The organism is Rhodovulum viride (genome assembly GCF_003265965.1).
Classification (GTDB): Bacteria; Pseudomonadota; Alphaproteobacteria; order Rhodobacterales; family Rhodobacteraceae; genus Rhodovulum; species Rhodovulum kholense.
Genome location: NZ_MUAV01000004.1, coordinates 223998 through 236791 on the forward strand (window position 1 = coordinate 223998; position 12794 = coordinate 236791).

General features: G+C 68.8%; 9 protein-coding genes. 5 read left to right on the plus strand and 4 right to left on the minus strand.

Annotation, left to right across the window (positions count from 1 at the left end; all coding sequences use genetic code 11):
* Positions 1-42 precede the first annotated feature (42 nt).
* Genes glgB through malQ form a run of 5 tightly spaced genes read left to right on the plus strand, consistent with a single transcriptional unit; the run spans position 43 to position 8910 of the window.
* Positions 43-2259 (plus strand): 1,4-alpha-glucan branching protein GlgB, encoded by a 2217-nt coding sequence (gene glgB / locus BYZ73_RS05110; RefSeq protein ID WP_112315139.1) that lies wholly within the window; start codon positions 43-45, stop codon positions 2257-2259.
* Positions 2260-2274: 15 nt separating this feature from the next.
* Complete coding sequence (gene glgC / locus BYZ73_RS05115) at positions 2275-3537, plus strand: glucose-1-phosphate adenylyltransferase (RefSeq protein ID WP_108026371.1); 1263 nt, start codon at positions 2275-2277, stop codon at positions 3535-3537.
* The gene (glgA, locus tag BYZ73_RS05120) at positions 3534-4964 is read left to right on the plus strand and encodes a glycogen synthase GlgA (RefSeq protein ID WP_112315140.1); all 1431 of its coding nucleotides are present in this window, start codon (positions 3534-3536) and stop codon (positions 4962-4964) included. The genes glgC and glgA overlap by 4 nt, the downstream gene beginning before the upstream one ends.
* Positions 4961-7057 carry a glycogen debranching protein GlgX gene (glgX, locus tag BYZ73_RS05125; protein ID WP_112315141.1) on the plus strand — a complete coding sequence of 699 codons (2097 nt, stop codon included), beginning with the start codon at positions 4961-4963 and terminating at the stop codon, positions 7055-7057. The genes glgA and glgX overlap by 4 nt, the downstream gene beginning before the upstream one ends.
* Complete coding sequence (gene malQ / locus BYZ73_RS05130) at positions 7054-8910, plus strand: 4-alpha-glucanotransferase (protein ID WP_245943052.1); 1857 nt, start codon at positions 7054-7056, stop codon at positions 8908-8910. Before glgX ends, malQ begins: the two co-directional genes overlap by 4 nt.
* A gap of 497 nt (positions 8911-9407) precedes the next feature.
* Here the strand turns inward: malQ and BYZ73_RS05135 are convergent, their stop codons facing one another.
* The 4 genes from BYZ73_RS05135 to BYZ73_RS22355 form a co-directional block, all read right to left on the minus strand.
* Entirely contained in the window at positions 9408-10151 is a 744-nt protein-coding gene (locus BYZ73_RS05135; protein WP_112315142.1) for a COG3904 family protein, read from the minus strand.
* A gap of 3 nt (positions 10152-10154) precedes the next feature.
* On the minus strand, positions 10155-11483 hold the full coding sequence (locus BYZ73_RS05140) for a hypothetical protein (protein ID WP_425451065.1): 1329 nt from the start codon (positions 11481-11483) through the stop codon (positions 10155-10157).
* A gap of 51 nt (positions 11484-11534) precedes the next feature.
* Positions 11535-11822, minus strand: coding sequence for an acylphosphatase (locus BYZ73_RS05145; protein WP_112315143.1), 288 nt, complete (start codon positions 11820-11822; stop codon positions 11535-11537).
* Between the two features lie 147 nt (positions 11823-11969).
* Complete coding sequence (locus tag BYZ73_RS22355) at positions 11970-12779, minus strand: hypothetical protein (RefSeq protein ID WP_146746256.1); 810 nt, start codon at positions 12777-12779, stop codon at positions 11970-11972.
* Between the last annotated feature and the right edge of the window lie 15 nt (positions 12780-12794).

The window sequence follows — 12794 nt, forward strand, 5'->3', positions numbered from 1 at the left end:
GAGACCGTTGCATTTGGGTCCGGCCGTCTTAGGCTTCGGGGTATGAGTTCCGCAAGATCCGCCTCGGCGAAAGACCCGTTTCCGGCCCGCGAGGATGCGCTCCGGCTGCAGGCGGGGCTGCATGACGATCCGTTTTCGGTGCTGGGGCCGCATATGGTCGGCCGCCGCCGGATCGTGGCGGCCTTCCTGCCCGGCGCCGCGACGCTCGAGGCGCTGGCCGAGGGCAAGGCCCATCCGCTGACCCGCCGGGCCGACGCGCCCGACCTGTTCACCGGCGCGGTGCCCGGCAAGGGCGGCTACCGCCTGCGCGCCAGCGACGGCACCGGCCAGACCTGGGAATTCGACGATCCCTACCGCTTCGGCCCGGTGATCGGCGAGCTGGACGAATACCTTCTGGGTGAGGGCACGCATCGCCGGATCTGGCAGGTGCTGGGCGCCCATGTCCGCAACCACGAGGGCGTCGCGGGTACCCATTTCGCGGTCTGGGCGCCGAATGCGCGGCGTGTCTCGGTGGTCGGGTCCTTCAACGCCTGGGACGGGCGCCGCGCGCCGATGCGGCGCCGGGGTACGACCGGGGTCTGGGAAATCTTCCTGCCGGGGATCGGCGAGGGCGACTGCTACAAGTACGAAATTCTCGGGGCCGACGGCACGGTCCAGCCGCTGAAGGCCGACCCGGTGGGCTTCGGGGCCGAGCATCCGCCGAAGACGGCCAGCGTCGTGCGCGACATCTCGGGCTATGGCTGGCGCGACGATGCCTGGATGACCTACCGCTCGGGCAACAATGCCCGCACCGCGCCGATCTCGGTCTACGAGGTGCATCTGGGCTCGTGGCGGCGCAAGGCGGACGAGGGCAACCGGCCGCTCTCCTACAAGGAGGCGGCCGAAGAGCTGGTCGATTACGCCGCCGACATGGGCTTCACCCATCTCGAATTCCTGCCGCTGTCGGAACACCCCTTCGACGGGTCCTGGGGCTATCAGCCGGTCGGGCTGTTCGCACCGACCGTGCGCCACGGGCCGCCGCACGAATTCCGCGATCTGGTCGATGCGGCGCACCGCAAGGGGCTGGGGGTCATCCTGGACTGGGTGCCCGCGCATTTCCCGTCTGACCCGCACGGGCTGGTGCAGTTCGACGGCACAGCGCTTTACGAACATGCCGATCCGCGCGAGGGGTTCCACCACGACTGGAACACCCTGATCTACAATTACGGCCGCAACGAGGTCGCGAATTTCCTTTATTCCAACGCGCTTTACTGGCTTGAGGAGTACCATGTCGACGGGCTCAGGGTCGATGCGGTGGCCTCGATGCTCTACCGTGACTATTCGCGGAAGGCGGGCGAATGGGTGCCAAACGTCCATGGCGGGCGCGAGAACCTGGAAGCCATCGCCATGCTGCAGCGGATGAACGAGGTCGCCTATGGCGAGGTGCCGGGCATCATGACCGTGGCCGAGGAAAGCACGTCGTTCCCGGGCGTGTCGCGGCCCGTCGACATGGGCGGGCTCGGCTTCGGTTACAAATGGAACATGGGCTGGATGAACGACACGCTCGATTACATCGCGCGCGAGCCGGTGCATCGGAAGTTCCATCACCACCAGCTGACCTTCGGGCTGCTTTACGCCTTTTCCGAGAATTTCATCCTGCCGATCAGCCATGACGAGGTGGTGCACGGCAAGGGCTCGATGCTGGCGAAGATGCCGGGCAACGACTGGGAGAAATTCGCCAATCTGCGCGCCTATTACGGCTTCATGTGGGGCCATCCGGGCAAGAAGCTCTTGTTCATGGGCCAGGAATTCGCGCAACGCGCCGAATGGGACCGGGCGGGCGAGCTGGACTGGGGCGTGCTGGGGGCCGACTGGCATCGCGGCATGCAGCGGCTGGTGCGCGATCTGAACACGCTTTACCGCGCGACGCCCGCGCTGCATGTGAAGGATTGCGAGGCCGACGGCTTCCGCTGGATCGAGGCCAATGCGGCCGAGATTTCGGTTTATGCCTGGCTGCGGCAGGGGCAGGAGGGCGATCCGCCGGTCGCGATCGTTTGCAACCTGACGCCCGTCGAACGCAGCGGCGTGCGGGTGGGGCTGCCCCGGGCCGGGTGCTGGCGCGAGGTGATGAATACCGATGCCGCGATCTATGGCGGCGGCAACCGGGGCAATCTGGGCGGCGTCGTCGCGGAAGAGGTGGCGCATCAGGGCCTGCCGGCCTCGGTCGAGCTGACGCTGCCCCCGCTGTCGGTGCTGTTTCTCATGCCCGGCGAGACCTGACGAGGAGGAGGACCGATGGAGACCCGTTACAGCAGGCTCGCGGGCCGCAGCATGGCCTTCGTGCTGGCGGGCGGCCGCGGCAGCCGCCTGAACGAGCTGACCGACATGCGGGCCAAGCCCGCGGTCTATTTCGGCGGCAAGACCCGGATCATCGACTTCGCGCTGTCGAACGCGCTGAATTCGGGCATCCGCAAGATGGCGGTCGCGACCCAGTACAAGGCGCATTCGCTGATCCGCCATTGCCAGCGCGGCTGGAACTTCTTCCGCGCCGAGCGCAACGAATATCTCGACATCCTTCCGGCCAGCCAGCGGGTTTCGGAAAGCCTGTGGTATCAGGGCACGGCCGATGCGGTGACCCAGAATATCGACATCGTCGACAGTTATGGCGTCGATTACGTGCTGATCCTCGCGGGCGACCACATCTACAAGATGGATTACGAGATCATGCTGCGTCACCATGTCGAGACGGGCGCCGACGTGACGGTGGGGTGTCTGACCGTGCCCCGCCAGGAGGGCTCGGCCTTCGGTGTGATGAAGGTGGACGAGGCCGACCGGATCGTCGAGTTCATCGAAAAGCCCAAGGACCCGCCGGGGATGCCCGGCGATCCCGATCAATGCCTGGTGTCGATGGGCATCTATGTCTTCGACTGGAAATTCCTGCGCGCGCTGCTGATCGAGGATGCCGATAACCCCGGCTCCAGCCACGATTTCGGCACCGACCTGATCCCCGGCATCGTCAAGGGCGGAAAGGCGATGGCGCATCGCTTCACCTCGTCCTGCGTCAAGGATCGCGCGGATTCGCCCGCCTACTGGCGCGATGTCGGCACCATCGACGCCTTCTGGAAGGCCAATATCGACCTGACCGATTTCACCCCCGATCTGAACCTCTGGGACAAGAGCTGGCCGATCTGGACCTATTCGGAATCCGTGCCGCCCGCCAAGTTCGTCCATGACGAGGAAGACCGGCGCGGGTCTGCGGTCTCCTCGATGATCTCGGGCGGCTGCGTCATCTCGGGCACCGAGGTGCGCAATTCGCTGCTGTTCACGATGGTCCACACCAATTCCTACGCGGTGCTCGACCATGCGGTGGTGCTGCCCTATGTCGAGGTCGGCCGGCGCGCGCGCCTGAAGAACGTGGTGATCGACCGCGGCGTCGTGATCCCGCAGGGGCTGGTCGTCGGCGAGGACCCGGAAGAGGATGCCAAATGGTTCCGCGTGACCGAGGGCGGGATCACCCTGATAACCCAGTCGATGCTGGACCGGAGGGCGCGCGCATGAGCCTGCGCGTCCTGTCGGTCGCGTCCGAATGCGTGCCCCTGGTCAAGACCGGGGGGCTTGCGGATGTGGCGGGGGCGCTGCCCGGGGCGCTGAAGGCCGAAGGGGTCGAGATGCGGGTGCTGATCCCCGGCTATCCGGCGGTGCTGGCCAGGACGGAGGCGGCCGAGACGGTCTGGGAAAGCCCTGATTTCTTCGGCGGTCCGGCGCGGCTTTACTTCGCGCGCCATGCCGGGCTCGAGCTTTACGTGCTGGAGGCCGCGCATCTTTTCGACCGTCCCGGCGGGCCGTATCTCGATGGCGGCGGCAGCGACTGGCCCGACAACGACATCCGTTTCGGCGCGCTTTCGTGGATGGGGGCGCAGATCGGCGCCGAGGGCGCGGGCGGCTGGCAGCCCGACCTGATCCAGTGCCACGACTGGCAGGCGGGTCTGGTGCCGCTGTACCTCAAGGCCCGCAGCGTCGATCTGCCGACCGTGATGACGGTCCATAACATCGCCTTTCACGGACTGATGCCCGCCGCGCGGATGGCCGCGCTGGGTCTGCCGGGCTGGGCCTTTCATCCGGGCGGCATGGAGTTCTACGGACAGGTGTCCGCGCTGAAGGCGGGGCTTGTCTATGCCTGGAAGGTGACGACCGTCAGCCCGACCTATGCGCGCGAGCTGCGGACGCCCGAATTCGGCGGCGGGCTCGACGGGGTGATCCGGGCGCGGGCGGGCGATGTGCTGGGTATCCTGAACGGCATCGACGAGGCCGACTGGGACCCCGCGACCGACCCCCATGCGGTGCGCTTCAGGCAGCCGCGCGGCAAGGCCAAGGCACGGGCGGCGCTGCTGGAGGAAATGGGCCTGAGCGACGGGCCGGGGCCGCTTTGCGTCGTGGTCTCGCGCCTGACCGGGCAGAAGGGGCTCGACCTGCTTCTGCAGGCGCTGCCGGATCTGGTGGCGCGCGGCGGGCGGCTGGCGCTTCTGGGCTCGGGCGAGCCGCCCTTGGAACAGGCCTGGCGCTCGGCCGCGGCCCGACACGAGGGCGTCGCGGTCCGGATCGGCTATGACGAGGCGCTGGCGCACCGGCTGATCGCGGGGGGCGACGCGATCCTCTTGCCCTCGCGCTTCGAACCCTGCGGGCTGACCCAGATGTACGGGCTGCGCTATGGCACCATCCCGGTCGTGGCCCGCACCGGCGGGCTGGCCGATACCGTGATCGACGCCAATCCGGCGGCGCTGGCGGCGGGTGTGGCGACCGGCATCCAGTTTGCCCCGGTGACCGCCGAGGCGCTGTCGGTCGCGCTCGACCGGCTTTGCGACCTCTATGCCGACACGGATCTTTTCGCGAAACTTCAGCGCAACGCCATGCGCGCGCCGGTCGGCTGGCAGGGCTCTGCCGCCGCCTATGCCCGCCTCTTCCGGGAGATCGTTCCCACCCCATGACGACATTGCCCACCACGATCACCGCCGGTTGTCCGAACGCGCTTGGCGCGCGATACGATGGCGAGGGCGTCAATTTCGCGATCTTCTCGGAACATGCCAGCCGGGTGTCGCTGTGCCTGTTCGACGAAACCGGCCGCACCGAGCTTGCCAATATCGACCTGCCCGAACGCACGCATCATGTCTGGCACGGCCGGATCGACGGGCTGCAGCCGGGCCAGCATTACGGCTATCGCATCTCGGGCCCGTACCATCCCGACCAGGGTCACCGATTCAACCCCAACAAGCTGCTGGTCGATCCCTATGCCAGGCGGATCTCGCGCCAGCCGCGCTGGCACGACGCGCTGATGGGATACGAGGTGGGTGCCGCACAGGCCGATCTCAGCTTCGACACGCGCGACAGCGCCCCCTATGCGCCGCGCTCGATCGTGGTGGCCCCCGATATCGACTGGGGCGACGATGCGCCGCCCGCGACGCCGATGTCGGAAACCGTGATCTACGAGGCCCATGTCAAGGGCCTGACCTGCCGCCACCCGCGGCTGCATGCCCCGGGCAAGTTCCGCGCGCTGGCCTCGGACCCGATGCTGGACCATCTGCGCCGGCTCGGCATCACCGCGATCGAGCTTTTGCCGGTGCAGGCCTTCCTCAACGACCGTTTCCTGGTCGAGAAGGGGCTGACGAACTACTGGGGCTACCAGACGCTCGCGTTCTTCGCCCCGGATCCCCGCTACATGGAGACCGGCGACATCGCCGAGTTCCAGCGCATGGTGGCGCGGCTGCATTCGGCGGGGATCGAGGTGCTGCTGGATGTGGTCTACAACCACACCTGCGAAGGCAACGAGATGGGGCCGACGCTGTCGTTCCGGGGCATCGACAATGCCAGCTATTACCGGCTGGCCGAGGACCGGCGCTATTACGTCAACGACACCGGCTGCGGCAACACGCTGAACACCGGCCATCCGATGGTCCTGCGGATGGTGATGGACAGCCTGCGCTACTGGGTCGAGACGATGCATGTGGACGGCTTCCGCTTCGATCTGGCGGCGACGCTTGGCCGGGGGCCGGACGGGTTCGACCCCAATGCGGCGATCTTTCAGGCGATGCGGCAGGACCCGGTGCTGGCCCGGGTCAAGCTGATCGCCGAACCCTGGGATATCGGCCCGGGCGGCTATCAGCTGGGCGCCTTCCCGCCGCCCTTTTCCGAATGGAACGACCGGTTCCGCGACGGGGTGCGGCGGTTCTGGCGCCGCGATCCGGGGCGGGTGCCGGATCTGGCGGCGCGGCTGATGGGCTCGGCCCCGCAATTCGATCATTCCGGCCGTCCGGCCAGTTCCAGCGTCAACCTGCTGACCGCCCATGACGGCTTCACGCTGATGGATGTGGTCAGCTACAACGACAAGCATAACGAGGCCAATGGCGAGGACAATCGCGACGGCCATTCGGCGAATTATTCCGACAATATGGGCGTCGAGGGGCCCAGCACCGATCCGGCCGTGACGGCGGCCCGGGCGCAGCGGCGGCGCAACATGATGGCGACGCTTTTCCTCAGCCAGGGTGTGCCGATGATCCTCGCGGGCGACGAGATCGGCCATACCCAGCACGGCAACAACAACGCCTATTGCCAGGACAACGCCACCGCCTGGGTCGACTGGCAGGGCGCCGACGACGCCTTTCTGGCCTTCACTGCGAAATGCATCGCCTTCCGCAAGGCCCACCCGATCCTGCGGCAAAAGCTGTTCCTGCATTCCCGCGAACGCGCGCTCGACGGGATCGAGGATCTTTTCTGGCGCCGCGCCGATGGCGAGCCGATGTGCCGGGCCGACTGGGAGGACCCCGAGCTGCGGCTTCTGGTGGTCGAGTTGCGCACCGCCTCGGGCACGCCGCCCTATGCCGCGCTGGAATATGCCATCGTCGCGGTCTTCAACGCGGGCGAGGCGGTCGAGGTCACGGTGCCCGACGCGCCCGAGGGCCAGGTCTGGAGCCTGCATCTGGACAGCTCGCGCCCCGATCTGGCGCCCGAGCCGGTCGAGGGCAGCTTCCAGATGCCTGCCGAGGCCGTGGCCGTTCTGGTGCTGGAAGAGGAGCAGCCGGTTTGACCGCTCTGGCCGTGCTGGCCCAGGCGGCCGGTCTGCTGCCGGTTTATCGCGACCTGACCGGCACCGAACGCGAGACCCTGCCGGAGACCGCGCAGGCCCTCCTGGCCGCGATGGGACTGCCCGCCGCGACCGAGGCCGAGGCGGCCGAAACGCTGGCCGCATTCGAGGCTATGCGGGCGGGTCGCGTTCTGCCCGACTGGCTGGTCGCGGCCGAGGGCGTGGCCCCCGAGCTGACCGTTCCGGCCGAGTGGCGGATCGAGCTTGAGAGCGGCGGGCTGATCGAAGGCCGTGCGGAGGACCCTTTGCCCGCGCTGCCCCTTGGCATTCATCGGCTGATCTCGGGCGGCCAGACGTCCACCTTGCTGGCGGCGCCCCCCGCTCTGCCGCTGCCCGAGCGCGGTTGGGGCGTCATGCTGCCACTGTACGGGCTGCGCGATGCCGCGACCGGCGGGCTGGGCGATTTCGACGATCTTCGGACCGCTCTGGCCGGGCTGGGCGGGCTTGGCGCAGGCTTTGTCGGGATCAACCCGATCCATGCGGGCTTTCCGACCGATCCCCTCGCGATCAGCCCCTATTCGCCCTCGAGCCGCCGCCGCTTCAACGTGGCCCATCTGGCGGTGCCCGGCGAGGGCACGCAGGCGGGCGGCGATCTGGTGGACTATCCCGGCGCCATCGCCGCGCGGATGGCGGCGCTGCGCGCGGCTTTTGCCGGTCTCGACGCAAAGGCGCTGGCCGCGCGTCGCAGGGCGGCTGACGGCGCCGATCTGGACCGCTTCGCGCTGCATCAGGCGCTGGCCGACCGGTTCGGTCCCTATTGGCCCGACTGGCCCGCCGAGTATCGCAGCCCCGACAGCCCGGCCACGCGTCGCTTCGCCGCCGAGAATGCCGAGGCGGTCGCCTTCCATCTCTGGCTGCAGCTTCAGGCCGAGGGCCAGCTCGACCGGGTCCGCGCCGCGGCGCAGGCGGCGGGGATGGCGCAGGGGCTGTATCTGGACCTTGCGGTCGGGACCCATCCGGGCGGGGCCGAGACCTGGGCCGATCCGGGGCTTTTCGCGCAGGGCGTCTCTCTGGGCGCGCCGCCCGATGCCTTCGCGCCGCAAGGCCAAAGCTGGGGCTTGGCGCCGATGGTGCCCGGCGCGCTGGCCGCGCGCGGCTTCCGCCCGCTGGCCGAGATCCTGCGCGCCCAGCTGCGCTTCGCCGGGCTCTTGCGGATCGACCATATCCTTGGCTTCGAACGCACCTTCTGGGTGCCCGAAGGGGGCGCGCCGGGGGGCTATGTGCGAATGCCGCGCGCGGCCCTTCTGGCGGTGGCACGGATCGAGGCGGCGCGGGCTGGGGCCGTGATCGTCGGCGAGGACCTCGGCAATGTGCCCGAGGGGCTGCGCGAGGATCTGGCGAGCTCGGGGCTTCTGGGCTGTCGGCTGGCGATGTTCGACACCGATCTTGAGATTTGGCCCGAGCCTGTGCTGGGCAGTTTCGGCAGCCACGATCTGCCGCCCTTCGCCGCCTGGGGCGCGGGGCGCGACATCGACTGGCATCTGACGCTTGGCCATATCCCGCCCGACCGCGCCGAGGCGCTTCGGGCCGAGCGCGCGGGTCAGGCCCAGGCGCTGAGCGTGCGGATCGGCGGGGTCGGGGTCGATGCGCTCCATGCGGCCCTGGCGGCAAGTCCGGCCCGGCTGGTGGCGTTGCAGGTCGAGGACATGCTTGGGGCCACCGAACAAGCGAACCTGCCCGGCACCGTCGACAGCCACCCCAACTGGCGCCGCCGGATCGGTCCGGTGGCCGCCGATCTGGCAGAGTGCGAGCCGGTCCAGCGCGCGGCCCAGATCATGGCTCGTGCCGGGCGTTGAGGCCCGTCGACGGCACGCGGTGGGCCGGTCACGTCGAGGCGCGACAAGGACGAAGCGGCACCGCGTGACGGACGGGGTCGGCATCGTCCCGGAGGGCGGATCAGGACCACGGCCGGGCTGGCAGGGGGCGACATCGCACCCCGCATCCCGCTCATCGACAAGGCCGGTCGGCCGGATGGCACCCGGACCCGAAGCGGGCGGCGAACGGGACCTGAAACCCGGCCGATGGATCCGTTCCGAAGGCATCAGGTCCGCCGCAACCTCTCCGGCCCGACCCGTGGCGCCGCCGAAGACGGCCCGGCGGCGGCGTATTGTGCCCTCACACCGTTCGGTCGGCTCTGCCCGTCGACCGGCCGGCATTCGCTCCGGAAGCCCGAGTTCCGCTCCACCAGCCCTCCAACGCGCAGACGATGTCTGGCGGGGCCATCCGGGGCCGCGGCGCGAAGTCCCCTGGAAGGCGGAGTGACGGCCTGTCCGCACGCGTCGGATTGTTTCAGCTAGTCGTCCGAAGTCACCAGCCGGAACTCGACCAGCTCTTGCCGGTCGAGGATGTAGATCTCGCCGGGCGGCGTGCGCATCGCGGGTTCCAGCAGGGCGGGGTCGACGCCCATGGCCCGCAGATGCGCCATGACCTCGGCCTGCCCGCGCTGGATGTCGTTGACGGCCATGAAGGCGGGCAGGAACGTGCTTTCGCCGAAATAGTGCTGATGCACGCCCAGACGGCCGCCTTGGGCCACCGTCCGCTCGACCCCGCCGGCGAAGATGTAGGGACAGGCCGAAAAGCAGATGGCGCCGTCGGCAACCTGGGTGTCGATCTCGCGCTCGCGCAGCTCGCGGCCGATGGCCAGCGCGTCGCGAACCGAACCGCCCGTGCTGTCGAGATTGACGACACGTACAGGCTCGCCAGCCTCAGAACGCCGGGACAGCTCCTGGACCATGCGCTCGGCGTCGCCCGGTGCGATCTGGCCCGAGACGTTCAGGCGGTCGCCGGTTCCATCGAAGGCAAGCCGGTCTGCCATGGGGCGTCCGCGCGGCGCATCGGGACCGGCTGGATGGCGATCTGGCACATAGGGGCGCACCGACGGACCCGCGGGCCCCGGAGCCGACGGAAGCCCCGGCCGTGGGATGGCCTGGAGAAGATCGATGGCGACAAGAAGGGCCGCGATGCCCGCCTGCACCGCAAGAACGGCCAGGATCGCCCGGCGCAGGCCGCGCGCGGAGAACGGCTGCGTGTCGTCCATGGCCTACTCCGCCCCCCTGACCGGAATGGGCTTCGGCCGTGTCAGGTCGCTGGCGCCGGGGACTGGCGCGGCCCGGTCGTCCAGACCCAGCGCGCGGGCGGCCTCGAGCGCGGCGCGCAACTCGGCCACCGTCATCGTGTCCTGCAGGGCGCTGACGCCCCGGCTGGTCCGGATGGCCTGATGCGTGACCATGAGGATGAAGACCAGAACGCCCGGCAACAGGTCGATGGCGATGGCGCCTGCCCAGGAGGGCACGAAATTCCCGGCATAGCGGATGACCGCGTCGGCGGCCGAGAGGGGGGTGTATTCGACCTCGGCCGGTTCCGGGCGGGTGGCGACCTCGGTGGCGGCGGCCTCCAGCGTGTCGGCACGGTCGCGAAGCGCCTGCAGCACCGAGGCGATGGTGGCCTCCTGCGACTGGCGCCCGAGCGCCGAGCCCGCATCGAGGGTGGGCAGGACGACCGAGTCGCGCAGATCGCCCGCCGCGCGCACGACCAGGGGGGCCGCGTTCAGCTGGCGCAGGCGCGCCACGATCCCCGAAAGCCGCACCGCCTCTTCCGAGAACATCAGCGACCGGTTCTCGACGGCACCCGCCTGAACGGTCAGCGCGCGCATCCGGCTGAGGATGGCATTGCCCTCGGCGAAGGCCTCTTCGACGGCACGGCCCTGGCCTGCGATCTGGTCCTCGAGCGCGGCCAGTTCCGCCGCCTTCTGGGTCAGGATGCGGAACACCGCGCCGCGCCCGGCAAGGCCCGACAGGTTGCCGCCCTCTTCCTGATCCGACAGGCTTTCGAAACTGGCCCGCACGCGGGCGACGTCCCGCGACAGGCTCTGGCCCGCGATGGTGTTGGCATGGGTTCGTTCCAGCGCGGCCTGATAGTCCTGCACCGTATGGGCCAGGTGCTGTTCCACCGCCGCCGCGCCCGCCAGCGCCGCCGCATTCAGCCAGGACGACATCGCGATGATTGCCACGCTGCCCAGGCCCATCGACAGCAGCAATCCCGTCCGCGACGCGGCACTTCGCATGGCGGGCAACAGGCGCATCATGTAGGTCCAGAAGACGAAGATCGCGACCGAGACCGCCAGCGAATAGGCAAGTGCCGCGAAGGTCGTCCAGGCGCCGCTGTCATCGAGCAGCGAGCGCACGCCGATATAGGTGTAGATCCCAGAGGCCGCCGCCAGAACGCCGAGCGCCACGCCGGTAAAGCTGTCGAGCCAGGCGAGGTGTCCGGTCAATTCGCGCGCATGCTGGGCCGTGTCGCGTGGGGGCTCTGCGGGGCCGGGGCCTGTGTCGAGGCCTGTGTTGAGGTCCGTGTCGGGCGAACGTGTCACAACGCAATCCTTTCAAGAGGCGACGCAGAGACCATATAGGGCGTAAACCGCTTAGCGCAGGATGCGAAAGCCGGGTTCGGCAGCGTCGGAGGCCGCATCGGCCGGTCCGGTCTCGACCGCGGCGACCCGCGCGGCGGCGGGGCCGTGGGCAAGCGCCTCGACCAGATCCGCCACCGCCCCGGCAGGCCCCGAGACCCACGCCTCGACGCTGCCATCGGCGGCATTGCGCACCCAGCCTTTGAGCCCCAGTTCCTCGGCGCGAGCTTGGGTCCAGGCGCGAAACCCCACGCCCTGAACCCGCCCGGTGACGCGAATGCGGATGGTGGTGTGCTCGGTCATGTCGGCCCTCCTGTCCTCGAAAGGAGTAGGGCGGGCAGGCGTCCTGCCCAGGGCTCAGGGAAGCTTCAGCTAGGCTTCGGCCGCGTCGATGACCGCGCGGATCTTGTCCTGATGCAAGACCAGATACCCCAGCCCGGCCGAAACGCCCTAGTCGATGGCTTTGTCGGTGGCCCGATCCAGCTTCCGTCCGCACCATTTCCCGATCTCTGCGAGGGCAAGGATCAGGGCATCGGTTGCCTTGCGCAGTCTGGCCGGATCGGGTGCTTGCTTTTCGGCCTCCTCCTTCAGCTCCTGAAGCGGCGCCCAGACGATCAGGAGCCCCGCGGGCAGTTGGCTGTCCCGATCGAGCGGTTCCGGCGGGTTGTTCCCGCCGAGGCCAAGGCGAGATGACGTTGTGCCCGTCAGGTCCTGTTCGAGGTCCTTGATGTTGCCTTGCAGATCACGCTTTGCGCGGAGCTTTTCGATGAGGCGCGCGACATGGGCCGGTCCCCTTTTCCAGTCCTCATCGGGAAGCAGCAGGACCTGCCGCAGGAAGTCCCAGTCGACGGGTCGGCCCGCCAGCATGTCCTCGTACCATTTCTGCCAGAAGTCCCAGACGGACGCGTCCTTCTGCCAGAAGGCGCGGAGTTTCTTGTACTCTCGCGCCAGCTTCTTGGGAAAAGCGCCGCCCGGCCAGAGCGGCGTGAGGAACACTGACGCCGGATCGCCATCGACGTTCGAGATGGCAGCGGCGTCATAATCTGTGGCGTAAAGGACGTGGGAGGCGGCGGCGTCGGAGGCGGCGGAGCGGATGACTTCAGGAGTTGGACATGTGCCCGCAACTCCCGAACTCAGGATAGCGCGCAGCAAAGGGAGCGCTATTCGGCGAACCGTCCGATCATTGGCGCGCCTGATTGCCGGCAACCCGCGCAACGCACAGCGTGCAGCAAAGACAGCCTGAACCTCGCGCGGCTGCACTTTCCCACGCCTCGG

What these genes read in the sequence shown, in the direction of transcription:
- glgX (WP_112315141.1), top strand. Translation starts at nt 4,961, where the DNA reads ATGACGACATTGCCCACCACGATCACCGCCGGTTGTCCGAACGCGCTT.
- glgB (WP_112315139.1), top strand. Translation starts at nt 43, where the DNA reads ATGAGTTCCGCAAGATCCGCCTCGGCGAAAGACCCGTTTCCGGCCCGC.
- BYZ73_RS05145 (WP_112315143.1), bottom strand. Translation starts at nt 11,822, where the DNA reads ATGACCGAGCACACCACCATCCGCATTCGCGTCACCGGGCGGGTTCAG.
- glgA (WP_112315140.1), top strand. Translation starts at nt 3,534, where the DNA reads ATGAGCCTGCGCGTCCTGTCGGTCGCGTCCGAATGCGTGCCCCTGGTC.
- glgC (WP_108026371.1), top strand. Translation starts at nt 2,275, where the DNA reads ATGGAGACCCGTTACAGCAGGCTCGCGGGCCGCAGCATGGCCTTCGTG.
- BYZ73_RS05135 (WP_112315142.1), bottom strand. Translation starts at nt 10,151, where the DNA reads ATGGACGACACGCAGCCGTTCTCCGCGCGCGGCCTGCGCCGGGCGATC.